Here is a 16,520-nt window from a genome sequence, read left to right as displayed (position 1 = left end):
AGTGCTGTGTTGCAGTGCGGTATTGCAGTGCTGTGTTTTAGTATTGGCTGCCCGATCGCCGGTGGTGAACCGCCGTGACTCCTGTGGTGTCGAGCACTTTGCCGCTGTTGGCAGTGGCATAAACCACCCAGTGATCGCCACATTCCATGCGACTGCGCACGGTGCATTCCAGAAAAGCCAGAGCATCGGTCAACACCGGGCAACCATTGCTGGCGGTTTCTACTTGTAATCCCTCGAACCGATCGGCCCCTGGCGGGAAGTTTTTCATGAAGTGCCGCCGCAGTTGTTTGCCTTCCGCCAACACGTTCAGGACAAACTGCGAACCCTCATGCATTAGGGACTCGATCGCCCGTTCCTTGGCCACGGCGATCGTCACCCCCGGTGGCTTGAAGGTGGCTTGGGAGACCCAGGAGGCCAGCATAGCGGTTTGCACATCATCCTGGCTGGCGGTGACCACGCACAGGGAACCCACCACGCGCCCAACGGCCTGGGCCGTGCGATCAGCCGTACCGGCGGCCGGTTTGGGAGCGCGACGTTTGTTGGCCCGTTGCAGGGCCTGGGCAAAGTCCGTGCCCGCCTCTTCGCACTGTTGCAAGACCGCTTGGGTGGGGGCAAATTTGACCCGGATCGTGGGCATGGCAAATTGGTAGCCCCCGTCCTGGAGTTTGCTTTCCAACAGATCGATCGCCTCGCCGCTCCAACCAAAGGAACCGAACACCCCGGCGGGTTTGCTCTTGTCAGCGCTGTTCAGAACAATGCCCAGGGCCGTTTGGATTTGGGTGGGAGCATGGCCGCCCAAGGTGGGGGAGCCGATGATGAAACCAGCGCATTTCTCGATCGCCCCTTTAATTTCCTCGGGATCCAAATATTCGCAGTTGATCGACTCCACCGCCACGCCGGCCTTGGTGATGCCTCGGGCAATGCTTTGGGCCACAGCGGCCGTGTTGCCATAGGCCGAGGCAAAAATCAGGGCTACGGAAAGTTCCTTTTCTGTCTGCTGTTGCGTCCAGTGGCGATAGGCGTGGCGCAGTTCCGCAAAGCCATAGCGGACGATCGGCCCGTGGCCCGGCGCGTAGGTGGCGGCGGGCAGGTCGTCTAATTTATCAAGGGCGGTGCTGACCTGTTTGGACTGGGAAGCGTGCAGGCAGTCGTAATAAAACCGCCGATCGTCCTCGTAAATTTGCCAGCCTTCATCAAAAATCTGATCGCCGCAAACATGGGCCCCGTAAAGCTTGTCGGTGAAGGCAATTTGGCTGGCGGGGTCGTAGGTAACCATGCCATCGGGCCAACGGGGAGTCGGAATTGGGATGAATTTCAGCAGGTGACCTTGGCCCAGGTCAAGGGTTTCTTCGCCACGCACCACCTCGATCGCCAAGTCCCGATCGGGAAAGAGCGATCGCAGGGTGATGGCCGCCGGGTTGGAGCAAATGAAGCGGGGGGGCTGGCTGGCTTCCAGGAGTCTTTCAATGGTGGCGGCCCGGTTGGCGTTCAGGTGGCCCAAAATAACGTAGTCGATCGCCCGATCGCCCAACCGCTGCGCCAATTTATTCAAAAACACATCGGTGAAGGTTTGCCCCGGCGGGTCAATCAGGGCCACCTGATCGCCTTGAATCAGATAGGCATTGGCGGTAGTGCCTTTTTTGAGGGAATATTCAATCTCAAATTTCAGGCGTTCCCAGGTGCGCGATCGCAACACGGTGGTGCCAGGGCCGATCGGCATCACTTGCACGTCGCGGGGTTTGGCCGTTGGGGGGGTTGCTGTGGCGATCGTCATTGCTGTGGCTCCGTGGTTCAAGCCTGATCCCTATAGTTGCCATCCTAGCGGGATCGTGGGCGCAATCAACGGGCGATCGCTTTGCAAAATGTAATCGGCTGGTTAATCAAATCTGAGAGGGGAGCTGAACAGAGCCTTGAAGTCTTGGCACAGCACCCCTGGTTTTGGGCGCAAGGGGCTTCAGCCCCTTGTCTTTGTGGATTGGGAGGGATCGGGAGGGATCGGAAGGATCGCCAGTTCTAGCCCATACCCAGCAATTTTTTAATCAGGCCGACCTTTTGGGCATAGGGGGCATAGCGCCAATCTAAGTCGAGCCAAGTGGCCTTCTTCAAAACGCTGCGATGGTGCGAGAAGGTGTCAAAGCTGGCCTTGCCGTGATAGCTGCCGATGCCGCTATCGCCCACCCCGCCAAAGGGCAGCGACGGACAACCCACATGCATCACCGTTTCATTGATGCAAGCGCCGCCGGAACTGGTGCGATCGAGCAAGTAGCGTTGGGTTTGGGTATTTTCCGAAAACACATACAGCGCCAGGGGTTTGGGGCGACTGTTCACTTGGGCGATCGCCTGATCCAGTTGGTCGTAGGGCAACACCGGCAGAATGGGCCCAAAGATTTCATCGGCCATCACGGGGCTGTCCCAATCCACATCGGTGAGGATTGTGGGGGCAATGTAGCGATCGGCCCGGTTGTGTTGGCCGCCCAAGAACGGTTTCCCAGACTCCAGCAACGCAGCCAGGCGATCGAACTGGCGATCGTTAATAATTCGCCCAAAATCCCCACTCTGGGCCGGATCGGTTCCATAAAATGCCGTGACCGCCCCGCGCAATTGGGCCAGCAACTCCGGCATCACCGCCCGATCGACCAGAAGATAATCCGGTGCGATGCAAGTTTGGCCGGCGTTGAGGAATTTGCCCCAAGCGATCCGCTTCGCCGCGATCGCCAGATTGGCATCCGCCGTCACAAAGCAAGGACTCTTGCCCCCCAGTTCCAGGGTGACCGGCGTGAGGTGCTTGGCCGCCGCTGCCATCACAATGCGCCCAATGGCCGTCCCACCCGTGAAGAAAATATGGTCAAACTTGTTGGCCAACAGGGCTTGGCTGGTGGCAGCATCCCCTTCAAACACCGCCACAAAAGCCGGGTCAAAGGTTTCCCGAATCAGGGTTGCCACCACTGCCGCCGTGGCCGGAGCCACTTCCGAGGGTTTCACGATCGCGCAATTTCCCGCCGCGATCGCCCCCACCAACGGTGAAATCGCCAAAGAAAAGGGATAGTTCCAGGGGCCAATAATCAGCGCCACCCCCAGGGGTTGCGGTTCAATCCAAGCGGAACCCGGCCATTGATCGATCGACAACTTGGCCTTTTGGGGCTTGGCCCATTGGGTCAAATTTTTCAGGGCCCCGTCAACTTCTGCGATCGAAGCCAATTCAAAATAGGCCTCATATTCCGGTCGGCCTAAGTCCTGTTGTACCGCCGCCACGATCGCGTCCTGATTGGCCTGAATCGCTTGGCGCAGCTTGGTTAATTGGTCGCGCCGAAATTCCAAATCGCGGGTGCGACCGGTGGCAAAAAACTGTCGTTGGCGATCGAGGGTTTCCCGAATTTGGGTCTCAAGATCCCAATGAGCCGAATTGGTCAGTTGCGTGGCGATCACCATAACTGTTGATTAACCCTTGAATTAACCCTCGAATGACTCGAAAGGGAGTTGTCCCGCAAGTGTGCGCTAATCACTAATCTACTGAAAAATTCCGATTCCAGCTTCGGAACGGTAACCAGGATCTAGCATCCGTTCAGTCAAGCTCAATGGGCACTGGAAGGCTGGTTTTTTCAACCGATCTGACCCAGGCAAGGCGATCAAGCACCTTGTCTTCGATCGCGCGATGATGGAATTAGGCGCTTGGACAAATGCTCACCAGCATTAGCCAGCCTTAGGCCGAGGTGGGCAAATCTTGCACAAAATCGAGGGTGAAAGCCTTGCGATAATCAAGTGTTTTAGGATAGACCCCATACTCAACCATGTTTTCAAAAAATTCCTTCCAGCGGGCTTCGGTCATGTAGCCAATGCCGTTAGTAATTGCATCACCCGAAAGCACAATGCCATATTCCTTGAGCTTCCCGAGACCATAGGTCAAGCGATCGTCTGTCATTTCCGGATAGTCTTTTTTAATCAAGGCATTGCCAGGCGCTGGATCGGCTAAATAGCTATACCAACCCTTGGCAGAAGCCTGCACAAAACGTTTCACCACATCGGGCTTTTCGGCAATCATTTGGGATGTGGTGTCGATGGTGGTGGCGTAGGGTTTATAACCCACATCAGCCAGCAGGAAAACGCTGGGTTTGAAGCCGCCTTCTTTCTCAATGGTGTAGGGTTCTGAGGTGACAAATCCCTGTTGAGCGGAAGTTTTATCAGCCAAAAAGGGTGCGGGATTAAAGTTATAAACCCGGCGCTGACTATCCGTAAATCCGTATTTTTTAGCCAACAGTCCCCAAAAATCTGAAACGGCTTGGGGCGTGACAAACAGGGGCTTGCCCTTCAGTTCCGACAAATCTTTTACGCCGGGATGGGCCACAATGCAGCGAGGATCCTTTTGGAAATAGGCGGCGACGGTGATTTTGGGAACGCCTTCCGCAACGGCATTCAGGGCGATCGTGCTGTTGCTCATGGCAAAGTCCACCACTTTCCCAAACAGCAGTTGTGTGCCCGTGGCCGCCTGGGGGCCGCCCATCCGAATTTTTACATCCAGGCCATATTCCTGATAAATGCCGGTGGCCAGGGCTTGGTAAAAGCCGCCATGTTCCGCTTGGGCAACCCAGTCTGTGGCGAGGGTGACCCGATCGAGTCCCTTTTCGCCGGTTGGGCTGGGTTCGCTGCTGGTGTTGTTGCCACAGGCGGTGACCAAGCCGGAACCGAGGGCGATCGCCCCGTATTGCAGCAACCGACGACGGGTGAAGGCGGAATCGTTCAACGGAGACATAGGGTTAATTATCGGGAAAATTGAGGATTTTGAGTTCAACGGCTCGATCGGTCAGCCCTGATTAGCCCTGCCCCTTGAATTCTAAACTTCCCATGCCTTGCGCCGTCATTTTCAAGCTTCGTTGCCAAACTTCGTTTCTCAGCCGCGTTTCCAGGTCTTATCGCTGAATCTGCGCTGAATCTGCGCTGAATCTGTGGAATGCCAGCAATTTCTAAATTGGTTTCTAAATGAGCGGGATCGCAGCAAGCCCACGCTGCCATCGAAAGCAAGCGTGGGCTTTTGGATTTTGGAATTCGTTTTGCGATTTCGGGCCGGTTGGGTGCGGCTCCAGGCTGTCCAGAGCGAGACCTTCGCCAGATTGGGGGTAACCGATCGCCTAGCTGGTGAGGCTGCGGCGGCGGGATTGGGCTTCGTAGCTGGAGCCAATGTCGGTGCGAACGCGACTCAGTTCCCAGCCCCGTTCCAGGCGATCGCGATAGGTATCCAGGCCTTCTTCGTCGGCCGCGCGATCGAGCACTTCTCGATAGATACGGTGAATCGCCACCTGTGCTTCGGCACTGTTGGCAATGGCCCAGCGCACTTTGCGCACTGACCAACCCTGTTCGAGCGCTCGAGCGTAGGTGCGCAGCCCGGCCAAATCTGCCGGACGACCCAGAACGGATTGATAGAGGCGATCGACCTCGGCCGCATGGCCAGGATCAATGCCCGTTGCCAACAGCGACTCATCCCAAGCGCCGGCCACACTCACGTACTGCGCGCCGGACTCCAGACAGAGGGACTGTTGGCGATCGCCCACGCAAAGGCTGCTGGCCTGGCTGGGCAGGGCGATCGCGCTGGCGGCGAGGGTGGTGGCCAGCACGGTACTGAGCGATCGACGGGGCGATCGGCTCGGGAGCATTTGGAGCATCTCGTTGAGCTTCAGCATCAGATGCCAACCTAGGTTGCAAAGTCGGGTAGCAACGGCAAAGTTGTCTCCCCATTCTAAGGGGAAAGTTCCGAACCTCAAAAGGGATCCGGCACTTGTTCATGAAACTTTCACAGAAAACTTTCACAGAGGTTGAATGGCGGGAATTGGATTGCCCAAAGACTCCGCGACAGAAACCCGACTTGAGCTAGGTGGGGGAAGGGGCGTGGGCGCAAGAGGGCCCGCGCCAAATCTGGACGCTAGGTCAAAAGACTCAGAGAAAACCCTAGAGAAAAAACTGAGGGCAAAAACTTAGAGAAAAACGGCCAATTTTGAACCTTCAGCGGTTTTTTGCACTTCAATGCGGGCGGTGAACGCCTCCTTGAGTTGGGGAATGTGGGTGACCGTGAGGATGCAACCAAAATCTGGGGCGATCGCATTAATGGCTGCCACCAGTCGATCGCGCCCCGCATCATCCTGGGTGCCAAATCCTTCATCAATGATCAGGAGTTGCAACGCCGTTCCCGATCGCTGGGCTAACAGTCGCGACAGGGCAAGCCGAATTGCAAAATTAATCCGAAAAGATTCGCCCCCGGAATAAGTTTCATAGGGACGAGTGCCTTGAGCATCGGCAATTTGAATCTCTAGGGTTTCGATGGTGGCGCTGGCTAAATCGGTTGCTTTCTGTCGCTTAGTTGCGGTTTTTTTGAGGCGTTGAGTCACAAAATTAATGTGCAGTTGGTTGGCACTTAATTGGGACAAAATTCGATTGGCTTCCGCTTCCAGTTGAGGCAAAAGGGTTTCGATCGCCAAGGCTTGAATTCCGTTTTTGCCAAAGGCCTTGGCTAACTCATCGTAAACGCGCTGGTGATGATGTTTTTGCTGAAGCTGTTGTCGATCGCGCCCGATTTGCTCCGCCAGTTGTTGCAAAAATTCCTGCTGTTGGGAAAGTTGGGCTTGCTTGGCCACCGTTGATTCGATCGCTCGTTGCAGATCATTGAGTTGTGCATCGAGCTGTTGTAGATTCTGGCTCGGATCCGGTTGGTTAGCCAGTTGCGATTGCACCTCTGCCCACTGTTTTGCGAGTTGATTTTGGGTTTCGGTTTGGCTCTGTTGGGCTTGGGCGAGCTGACGTTGCCGATCGAGCAGTTGGGGCGCTTCCTGTTGGCATTGACGCAGGGTTTCTGCTCGGGCTAACCACCCCTGAGCCGATCGCAATTTTGCCCGTACTTGTTCATGGCGATCAGGTTGATAATTTAGCGCTGTCAATTGTTGGTTAATCAGGGCTAATTGAGCGGTTAATGAGGTGGTTTCGGCCGGGTCTAAGTGACTGGCTAAGGTTTTTTGAAGTCGATCGCGCTCTGCCAACAAATCTGGTCGGCGCTGTTGCAATTGCTCTAGCTTGCGTTGGGCTTGGTTCAACTCATGTTGCTTCAGTTCCACCCACCGCCAGCGATCGACCTCGGCCCGCGCCAAAGCCAGGTTTCGATCGTCAAAATTCAAGGCCGTTAGGCGATCGTCCAACTCAGCTAGCTCATGCCGCAAATCTGGGAGCGATCGCCCCAATTCTGATAACGGTTCGGGGACTGATCCGCCCCGATCAAACCAATCCAAAGTTGCTGTGAGCTGGGCAATTGTGGCCTCCTGAGCTGTCAAAGAAATTTGCTCTTGCTCCAGGGTTTGCAGTTGTTCTTGCAGCTTTCCCCGTTCTTCAATCAAACGATTCAGGGGCTGCAATTCCTGTTTGAGGTCTCGATATTCCTGGCGCAAAATCTGAATTTCACGTTCTGTCAAAGCCAACTGCTCTTGGAGCACCCACAGGCGATCTCGCAGTTCCGTTTCTTCGAGTTTTTGCTTGGCTTGCACTCGCTCCAGGTGATGTTGATCCAAGGGTTGGTCGCACAGGGGACAAGCACCGTAGTCCTCTAAAATTTCGTGAATTTCCTGGTTTTGACCCTTTTGAATCGCTGGTTGTTCTGCCAATAGGGTCATTTTTTCGGTCAGTTTTGCAAGCTGATTTTCCAAATCCACCCGCATTCCTGTTAAGCGATCAATAAACCCTTTTCGTTCAGTGCCTTTCTCTTGCACCCGATCTTGATAAACTTTGCGATTTTCAAGGGCTTGAATTCGCTGATCAATCTGTTCCCATTGCTGAATGAGTTGGGGACGACGCGCCACGGAAGCCATCGCTCGTTGCTGCAAATTTTGCAATTCTTCCAAGCGAGCTACCAAGCGAGATCGCACCCGATCGCCCTCTTGGATAAGCTGTTGCCGCCGTTGCACCAAGGGAGCCGCCTGGGTTTGCATTTGCTCCAATTGGTTTAAATGGTGGCGTGCAGTTTGCCACTGAGTGGCCGCCGACTCCACCTCCGATCGCTGATTCAGAATGCTCTGTAATTCCTGTTCCTGTTGTGCCAAATCTTGCAAGCGATTATGCAATGTGCGCTGCTCATTTTCCAATCGGTTCACTTCCCGATCGAGCGATTGTTGTTGCCGGTTTCGCTCCGTTGTCCATTGATGATATTGCTGGGATTTTTGACCCAAAAGCTCATCTTCCCGTTGCCATTGCTGAAGCTGCTGAATTCCCGCTTCAATTTCCGCTTGAGCGGCCAGGGTGCGATCAATTTCTGCTTGTCGCTGGGCCAGCCGTTGGCCTTCCTGGGCTAACCGTTCCAGCTCCTGGTGAACGGTTTTTTGCTGCTGCTGAATCCATTGCAATTGTTGTTGCTGGGTTTGGCGTTGCACTGCAATCGATCGCAATTGCTCCAGTCGGGTTTCTGCCTTTTGCCGATCGCCCCGTAATGCCTTGAGCTGCTGCTCAACGGTGGCTAACTCTTGGGCCAAACTCGTTCGATCGGCTAGCTTTTGCTCCTGCGATTGAATCGACTCCTCCAGTTGCTTGGCTTCACCCTTCAGCAGCTTTGAGCGTTCCCTCGCCTGTTCTGCCAAATCATCGTATTGCCCCAGCTTCAACAAATCCGCCAAAATATCCTTGCGATCGGCCGGTGTTTTCAACATGAATTCATCGGCTCGTCCCTGACGCAAATAGGCGGAATTAACAAAAGTGTCATAGTCCAGCCGCAAGCGCTGCAAAATAGTGGCTTGGGTCGCCCTTGACCCCCGTTCCGTCAGGCTGCGAAAGGCCCATTGATCGGGATCGCCCTCATCGATCGCCATCTGAAATTCCAAAGCCGTGGTTTGGCCCAATCGGCGTGTTCGAATCACCCGATAAACCTCATGCCCAAACCGAAAGGTAAAGTTAACGGTTGCTTCCGTTTCGCCCGCGAAAATCACGTCATCTTCAGTGGAAGCGCGACTTTTACCCCAAATTGCCCAAGCCATAGCTTCCAGTAGTGATGACTTCCCTGCACCATTGGCTCCACAAATGCAAGCCGTTTGTAGCCCCCCAAAGTGTAGGGTTGCTTCTCGATAACTAAGGAAATTTTTGAGGATGAGCTGTTCGGGGATCACGGTTAACCTCTGCCCTGCCTCTCCCAACCCACTGCCGATGAATGAGCTGGATTAATCTTGCTGAATGAGTTACTTTTCAGGCTCATTTTGACATTTTTGGTACGTCTTTTGGGTGCTCATTCAAAAACAGGCTATAACCAGAAACGGCAACCCCCGCATGGGGGGCGATCGCCCAAGCCCTCGCCACGGCGCGGCCTGGGCAACGATCCAGCCCCCTCCAATGCCTACCCTTCTCAACCACTGATCGTCTATTTTTTAGGCTCTCTGAACCATGGCAAAAATTGGTTATTTGGTTAACCGCCGCAGCGGCAAAAAAATTCGGGTTGGCGCTTGTGTCAAATCCACAAGCAAGCCGCCGAGATTTAGTCTGTTTCAGTCAAAGCTTGGTGCTGATCAGTTGCCCAGCCGCGTTGATTTGCGTCAATACATGACCCCCGTTGAAGATCAATCCACCGTGGGCAGTTGCACCGCCAACGCGATCGCCGGAGCCTATGAATATTTAGCGCAGCGGGCCCACGGAGAAGCGGGCGACATCAGCCGCTTGTTTATCTACTACAACACTCGGCGCGCGGAAGGAACCGTGGGCGACGGTGGCAGTTCCATCAGCGGCAGCATCCAAGTGCTCGAAGAAGTTGGCGCTTGCACCGAAGAAACCTGGCCTTATGTTCCTGAAGACTTTGACACGGAACCTTCCCCCGAAGCTTACGAGGAAGCACAGAACTTTTTGGTGGATGAAGCCCGTGAAATTCCCATTGATTTAGCAGCCATGAAAGGCTGTTTAGCAGAGGGTTATCCCTTTGCCTTTGGCTTGATTCTCTACGATTCTTTTAATCAAGCGGGAAAAGGCGGCCGCGTTCCGTTGCCCAGCCGCAATGAGCAAATTCGCGAAACCCACGGGGCCCACGCCATGCTCTGCGTGGGTTATTCCGATCGCAATGAAGCCTTTATTGTACGCAATTCTTGGGGATCGGATTGGGGTGATCAAGGCTATTGCTATATCCCCTATGACTACATGACCAACACGGATTTGTGTTTCGATTGCTGGGCAATTCAACAAGTTTCGGATCTAGATTTTTCGGCTGGTATTGACAGCGAAGATGACGAAGAATTTGCCAGTGACTACAACTCTGAGGACGATGAGAGTGATTATGACTACTCAGAGGAAGAGGACGAAGAAATCAGCGTCTCAGTAGACTACGACGGCGAGGAAAGCGACGAGGAAGAAGAGGAAGGCGACGAGGAAGAAGAATACGACGAAGAAGATTACGAAGATTCAGAAGAGGAGGAAGAAGAAGAGGAATATGATGAGGAAGAAGTAGAAGAAGACTACGAAGAAGAAGAAGATTACGAGGAAGAGGAGGAAGAAGAAGAGGAGGAAGAAGAAGAGTAAGTTGCTGATTGGGCATTCGCTCGATCGAACCTTTGGCTTTTCTCGGTTCTCCAGTAATTAATCAACACATCGGCTGATCGAGGATTGACCGATCGAGGATTGACCGATCGGCTGATCGACCATCTCGGGCAGGGGGCTTCAGCCCCTTGTCTGAAGCAATTTCAAGGCTTTTGGCCATGGGCTTTGCCACAGCCATTGGCCAGCCTCAATGTTGCAAAAGTTGGCGGGGACTCATACAGGGCGATCGGGTCACGCGACACTAAGGGATGGTTCTTGTTCCCAGCGCCATGCAATCCACCGAGTTTTTGCCCCAACCCCCCCCCAGCACCGCGCCCGAGGCCGCCCAGGCGACCCAAAATCGCAAAGCCGACCACCTGCGAGCCTGCTTGCAAGACGATGTGCAGTTCCGGCAGGTGGGCAGCGGCTTGGATCGCTACCGATTTGAGCATTGCTGTTTGCCGGAACTGGATCGATCGACCATTGATCCCAGCACTCAATTTCTGGGCAAACCGCTGCGGGCCCCGTTGCTCATTTCCTCCATGACGGGCGGCACAGACCAGGCAGAACAAATCAATATGCGGTTGGCGGCGGCGGCCCAGCGCTGGGGCTTAGCCATGGGCGTTGGCTCACAGCGGGTGGCGGTGGAGCGGCCGGAGGTGCGCCGAACCTTTGCGGTGCGATCGGTCGCTCCAGACATTCCATTGTTTGCCAACCTGGGGGCGGTGCAACTTAACTATCGCTATGGTTTGGCTGAGTGCCAGTCTTTGGTGGATTGGTTGGCAGCAGATGCGTTGATTTTGCATCTGAACCCCTTGCAAGAGGCGGTACAAACCAAGGGCGATCGCAACTTTGCTGGGTTGCTCGATCGCATCGCAGACCTTTGTGCCCAACTGCCCGTGCCTGTGATTGCCAAGGAGGTGGGCAACGGCATTTCGCGCACCATGGCTGAAAAGTTGCTGGCGGCCGGTGTCCAGGCGATCGACGTGGCCGGAGCGGGGGGCACGTCTTGGGCCAAAGTGGAGAGCGTGCGGGCTTTGGATCCTAAACAGCGTCGCTTGGGCGAAACCTTTGGTGATTGGGGCATTCCCACGGCTGAATGTATCACTGCAATTCGCCAAGTGGCTCCAACGATTCCGCTCATTGCGTCCGGTGGTCTGCGCAATGGTTTGGATGCGGCTAAGGCGATCGCCCTCGGGGCAAATTTGGCGGGATTCGCCATGCCCTTTTTACATGCGGCCAACGAGTCCGACAGTGCTTTGGACTTTCTGTGTGATGTGTTGATTGCGGAATTGGAAACCGCCATGTTTTGCACCGGCAATCGCACGATCGAAGATCTACAAACCTGCGGCCGACTGCAACTTCAGTAGGCGACTGTGGCTGATGGCGCTTGCTTCTTGGGCGCTGAGGGGATGATCCCTTCAGCGATTCCTCAAGATGGGGTCAAATTGGATCGCTGCTTGAGCCAGACTTTAAAATAGTAGAACTTTGAGTGATCACAATCACAATCAAAATGTAATTTGCAGTTTCCCGAGTTAGGGACGCGTCCCGCTTTCCTAGGGCTAGGGATTAAGATCAAGACAGCAAGATAAAGATAGAATAAGTATAAGCTTCTGACGATTCATTGTAACCACTTCATCAGTGGCTTTTCTTTGCTTTTTTGCCCTTCAAGAATGCGCCTCAAAAGGTGGCATTGCTTTTTTCGTGGCTTTTTTCATGATTTTTTCAGGGCTGTTGATCGGCTGCTGGGATGGCCTTGATGGGTGAGTCCTGAATTCCTGGTGTTGAGTAGTTTGGCAAACGTTGCTCAACATGATCGCCCGGAAGCCACGACCAATGCCCTGCTCAAAATCACTGCCCGATCGTTGCTCTGGTGACCCAATGGGGAATGGCGATCCGGCTCGAAATCAAGCTTCTTTCGCTCAATCTTCTCTCTAGCGTTAGGTTCATGACCAATTCCCAGGCAATTGCAGCCAATTCAGAACCCATTCGACGATTAGCGACGGGCAAGGCAGAATCGCCAGCCCGGCCGTTTGATCCCGGATCGTTTCTAGTTTTGGTGGTGGATGATGTCAGCCAAAATGTGCGCCTGTCGATCGAAATGCTAGATCAGGCGGGCTATGAAACCACATTTGCCATGACGGGAGCCGAAGCGTTGATGAGGGTGCGATCGGCCCAACCGGATTTGATTTTGCTGGATTTGATGATGCCGGGAATGAGCGGTTTGCAACTGTGCGATCGCCTGAAAGAAGATCCGATTCTGCGGGATATTCCCGTGTTGTTTGTCACGGCCAGCAACGAAGAAACCCACATGCTCGAAGCCTTTCAGCTTGGCGCTGTGGACTACATCACCAAGCCCTTTCGATCGGCGGAACTCCTGGCCCGGGTGCGGGTGCATTTGGAACTCAAGCAAGCACGAGATCGCCTTAGTCAGGCCCTGAATGCCCTGCAACGAACCCACGCCCAACTGCAAAGCGCCTACACCGAATTGGGCCGCTTGGCCACCACCGACCCCCTGACCGGTTTGGCCAATCGTCGGCATTGGATGACCCTGGCCAAAAAGGAATTCCAGCGCAGTTGTCGCTATCAACATCCCCTTTCGGTGTTGATGTTGGATTTGGATCACTTCAAGGCCGTGAACGATACCTATGGCCATGCCGTGGGCGATTTGGCCTTGGCCACGGCCACCCAAGCCGCCAGCAGCATTCTGCGAACTCAGGATTGTCTGGGGCGCTATGGGGGTGAGGAATTTGTAATGTTGTTGCCGGAGACCGATGCGGCGGCCGCGGCGATCGTGGCGGAACGGATTCGCAAGGCGATCGCCGATCCGACTATCACCAGTTTGCCCAGCGCCCCGGGCTTAACCCTAACGGTCAGCATTGGCGGCACAAGTTGCCAGTCCACTGACACCTCGATCGAGGCGGCCTTGAACCGGGCCGATCGGGCCCTCTACCAAGCCAAAAACCGGGGCCGCAATCGAGTGATGATGGTGTTGTAGCGGCCCGATTGTTTACGGTTGATTAACCTTCGGCAAGGGCCCACTGCTGGCCGAGGTGCGATAAACTGTTACGAAATGTAAAACTCAAAACGTAACAATTCAGGAACAAACCATGACTCAACCACAACCGACCACCACCCCCAACCTCGAAGAACCCAAATTTGGCTTCAATGACTATGCCGAGCGCCTAAATGGCCGCGCCGCCATGGTGGGTTTCCTGCTGGCTTTGGCGATCGAGGCGGTGACGGGTCAAGGGCTGTTGGCTTGGTTGGGCCTGCTGTAGGGGCCTGCTGTTGTCCGTTGCTTGGCAACCTGCTGCAACTGGTTGAGCTTGTTGAGCGGGATTTGCCAAGCCTCATCCTTTGCGAAATGCTTTGTGAAATTAAGGGCGCAGCCCCTGCCCGATCGCTTGGCCCAAGAGGCGGGTGGGTGTGGCTGCGTCCCTTCCGTGGGCTGCGCATGAGTTGATTCCACAACCGTAGACTCCACAGCCGCAAATGTGGAAGGTTGTTGAAGGTCTTTTTTGAAGGTCTATTGATAGCAGCAGAAAAAATTTCTAGCAGCAGAAAGGTTTATACAATCAGAATTAGGGGCGACATGGCTAGGGATTGGCCATCGTTTGGGGATCACCCTTGGGATCAAAACCGCTGAGGACTAAACCGATGGGTAAGCGTTGGCCGCGGCTGTTGCAGCAACGATATCGACGAGAGCCGATCGCCGCCTTCGTGCTAACCATGGGCCTGGTGCAGGTGACGATCGGGGGAGCGGATAGTGATGCGGGTTTGGCCGCTTTGGGGCTAATCTTTTTGGGCACGGCCGCCGCTCTCTATTGGCTGAAATATTCCGCGCGCGTGATTGACGCGGCCCGATCGCCCCGCATGGCCTACCGCAGTTCCTCCGCCAGTCGCTTGCCCGTTTTGCCCGCCGCCCCCCGGCTAACCTCGGTTTACGGAGACCCGGTTTACACAGATCGATCGCGATCGCCCCTGCCGCCCTTGCGCCTCCGCGATCGCCCCCATTCCGCCGACTAGCCCTTGTCGCCAGCCTCCGCGATCCCCCAGCCCCCTTGCAAGGGCGAATCCAGAACTCTGAGCGAATCATCGTCCCGATCGAGCCGCATTGCATGAGCGATCTTTGCACCATCAGCCGTCGTGTCCAGTTTTCCGCAAGCTACCGTTATTGGTTGCCGGAACTGACGGAGGCGGAAAATCATCGGCGGTTCGGGATCGCCGCTCGATCGCCCGGCAGCACCTTCACGCTTTGGGTGCAAGTCCAAGGGCCGATCGATCCCTTTGGCATGGTGGCCAACCTATCCACCACCATCAAACGCGCCCTGCAACGGGAAGTGCTGGAACCCTTGCACGGAGCCAACCTCAACCAAATTTGGCCAGAATTTGCCAACACCCTGCCCACCAGCGAGTGGCTGGCCCAGGTGCTGTGGCAGCGTTTGGGCCAATGTTGGCAGCGGCAGGGCTTGCAACTGCGGCAAGTGCAACTGTCGCCCGATCCCGGTTTAGTTGTGGAATATCGAGGGCAAGCTATGGAAGCTCATCTAACGGTTCATACCCACTTCAGCGCCGCCCATCGTTTGGCTTTGCCAACCCTAACTTTGGCTCAAAATAGCGAAATTTATGGCAAATGTTCCCGCCCCAGTGGCCATGGCCACAACTACCAATTGTGGGTGACGGTGCGCGGTCAAATTGACCCCAGAACAGGGATGGTTGTTGAACTGAACCGGCTCCACGATCTCATTGAAATGCAAGTGGTGGAGCAGCTTGATCACACCTTTTTGAATCAGGATATTGCCTATTTTCAAGACATTGTGCCCACGGCGGAAAATATTGCCGTTTATATTCGCGATCAACTGCTGGAGCCATTGCGGGAATTGGGAGTGCAGTTGGTCAAAATTCGGTTGGATGAAACCGAAAATAATTCCTGTGAAGTGTATGTGCAAACGGAGGCTCCGTGGGTCGATCGCCCCGTGACCAGCGCGATCGACCAAGGAAAACCGGCGGGCGTGGGTGCAAACTAGCCAGCTATTCAAACCGCATTATTCAAACCGCACCGCCGTGCCACTGACCGCCACCATCAACATGCCACCGCCGTTGGACAGGCTAATGGTTTCATAATCAATATCAATGCCAATGATGCCGTTCGCTCCCAATTCCGTAGCGGCGGCTTTCATTTCATTCATCGCGATGTCTTTGGCCTTGCGCAGTTCTTTTTCGTAGGAACCCGATCGCCCGCCAATCACGTCTCGGATGCCAGCGAAAAAGTCCTTGAAAATGTTCGCCCCCAAGATCGCTTCTCCACTGACCACGCCGTAATAGGAGATGATGCGCTTGCCTTCGAGGCTGGAGGTTGTGGTTAGCAACATAGTGTGATTAGGAATTCCGGTGATCGGTTCTTTTGTTGGGTTTTGCTTGATCTCATCCCTGTTGTAGCAAGATTGGTGGGCGATCGACCGAGGGGTTGTGGGGGACTGTTCACAGGTTTTGGTGACTTTCACAGAAAAGACCAAGCCGCTCGATCGGGTCAATGGCCACTCAATCGCCACGGATGGCGGCAAATTTTGCTTGAATGGCCCGCAGATGTTGCACGGGGTCTCAACCATGCTGGTACGAAAGTTGGGCGATTGCGAAGAATTTGTGGCCGGCGATAATTCGATTTTGCGAGAGCTGCTGCATCCCGACAAACAGCCGATCGACCTGCGCTATAGCTTGGCCCATGCGATTTTGCCCGTGGGCGAAACCTCGCTGCCCCATTCCCTGACCACCTCAGAGGTCTACTACATCATGGCGGGGCGGGGAGAAATGCACATCGATGGCGAGGTGCAAATCATTGAGCCAGGGGATGCGGTTTATATGCCGCCCAACGCTAAACAATTCGTGCGCAGCTTGGGCCCGAGCCGTTGACCTTCATCTTGGGGCATGGAAAATCAACTGTTTTCGTTGAATCCCAGGAAATGAAGACAGACCCTGACGACCTGTGCCAGTTGCAGGGGCGATCAGGA

The 16,520-nt window shown here is 54.8% G+C and carries 13 protein-coding genes; 7 read left to right on the top strand and 6 right to left on the bottom strand.

What is annotated here, in order from left to right; translation table 11 throughout:
• Positions 1 to 37: 37 nt before the first annotated feature.
• The 5 genes from H6G52_RS11100 to H6G52_RS11080 all read right to left on the bottom strand — a co-directional run bounded on the left by H6G52_RS11100 (position 38) and on the right by H6G52_RS11080 (position 9,122).
• Positions 38 to 1,774: a diflavin flavoprotein gene (locus H6G52_RS11100; RefSeq protein WP_190528313.1), complete on the bottom strand. Its 1,737-nt coding sequence runs from the start codon at positions 1,772 to 1,774 to the stop codon at positions 38 to 40.
• Between the two features lie 239 nt (positions 1,775 to 2,013).
• Positions 2,014 to 3,429, bottom strand: coding sequence for an aldehyde dehydrogenase (locus tag H6G52_RS11095; RefSeq protein ID WP_190528311.1), 1,416 nt, complete (start codon positions 3,427 to 3,429; stop codon positions 2,014 to 2,016).
• Between the two features lie 271 nt (positions 3,430 to 3,700).
• Complete coding sequence (locus H6G52_RS11090; protein ID WP_190528309.1) at positions 3,701 to 4,747, bottom strand: ABC transporter substrate-binding protein; 1,047 nt, start codon at positions 4,745 to 4,747, stop codon at positions 3,701 to 3,703.
• Between the two features lie 376 nt (positions 4,748 to 5,123).
• The gene (locus tag H6G52_RS11085; RefSeq protein ID WP_158234531.1) at positions 5,124 to 5,654 is read right to left on the bottom strand and encodes a DUF4214 domain-containing protein; all 531 of its coding nucleotides are present in this window, start codon (positions 5,652 to 5,654) and stop codon (positions 5,124 to 5,126) included.
• Positions 5,655 to 5,963: 309 nt separating this feature from the next.
• Positions 5,964 to 9,122 (bottom strand): AAA family ATPase, encoded by a 3,159-nt coding sequence (locus tag H6G52_RS11080; RefSeq protein ID WP_190528307.1) that lies wholly within the window; start codon positions 9,120 to 9,122, stop codon positions 5,964 to 5,966.
• Between the two features lie 271 nt (positions 9,123 to 9,393).
• On the opposite strand from H6G52_RS11080, the gene H6G52_RS11075 reads away from it, so the two are divergent.
• From H6G52_RS11075 to H6G52_RS11050, 6 genes are all read left to right on the top strand, one after another.
• The gene (locus H6G52_RS11075; RefSeq protein ID WP_190528305.1) at positions 9,394 to 10,512 is read left to right on the top strand and encodes a C1 family peptidase; all 1,119 of its coding nucleotides are present in this window, start codon (positions 9,394 to 9,396) and stop codon (positions 10,510 to 10,512) included.
• Between the two features lie 287 nt (positions 10,513 to 10,799).
• The gene (gene fni / locus H6G52_RS11070; RefSeq protein ID WP_190355640.1) at positions 10,800 to 11,879 is read left to right on the top strand and encodes a type 2 isopentenyl-diphosphate Delta-isomerase; all 1,080 of its coding nucleotides are present in this window, start codon (positions 10,800 to 10,802) and stop codon (positions 11,877 to 11,879) included.
• 578 nt (positions 11,880 to 12,457) lie between these two features.
• On the top strand, positions 12,458 to 13,507 hold the full coding sequence (locus H6G52_RS11065; RefSeq protein ID WP_099534943.1) for a diguanylate cyclase: 1,050 nt from the start codon (positions 12,458 to 12,460) through the stop codon (positions 13,505 to 13,507).
• A gap of 112 nt (positions 13,508 to 13,619) precedes the next feature.
• The gene (locus H6G52_RS11060) at positions 13,620 to 13,790 is read left to right on the top strand and encodes a chlorophyll a/b-binding protein (protein WP_099534942.1); all 171 of its coding nucleotides are present in this window, start codon (positions 13,620 to 13,622) and stop codon (positions 13,788 to 13,790) included.
• 379 nt (positions 13,791 to 14,169) lie between these two features.
• Positions 14,170 to 14,538 carry a hypothetical protein gene (locus H6G52_RS11055; RefSeq protein WP_190528303.1) on the top strand — a complete coding sequence of 123 codons (369 nt, stop codon included), beginning with the start codon at positions 14,170 to 14,172 and terminating at the stop codon, positions 14,536 to 14,538.
• Between the two features lie 92 nt (positions 14,539 to 14,630).
• Positions 14,631 to 15,539, top strand: coding sequence for a 6-carboxytetrahydropterin synthase (locus H6G52_RS11050; protein ID WP_190528302.1), 909 nt, complete (start codon positions 14,631 to 14,633; stop codon positions 15,537 to 15,539).
• 18 nt (positions 15,540 to 15,557) lie between these two features.
• Here the strand turns inward: H6G52_RS11050 and H6G52_RS11045 are convergent, their stop codons facing one another.
• Complete coding sequence (locus H6G52_RS11045; protein WP_099534939.1) at positions 15,558 to 15,884, bottom strand: heavy metal-binding domain-containing protein; 327 nt, start codon at positions 15,882 to 15,884, stop codon at positions 15,558 to 15,560.
• 97 nt (positions 15,885 to 15,981) lie between these two features.
• On the opposite strand from H6G52_RS11045, the gene H6G52_RS11040 reads away from it, so the two are divergent.
• A complete protein-coding gene (locus H6G52_RS11040; RefSeq protein WP_370567695.1) occupies positions 15,982 to 16,422 on the top strand; it encodes a cupin domain-containing protein in 441 nt (146 codons plus the stop codon).
• Positions 16,423 to 16,520: the final 98 nt, after the last annotated feature.

Origin of the sequence: Limnothrix sp. FACHB-881, assembly GCF_014698135.1 — a bacterium.
Lineage (GTDB): Bacteria > Cyanobacteriota > Cyanobacteriia > CACIAM-69d > CACIAM-69d > CACIAM-69d.
Note: the sequence above shows the minus strand (reverse complement) of the source record. Positions and strands in the feature narration are given on the sequence as shown.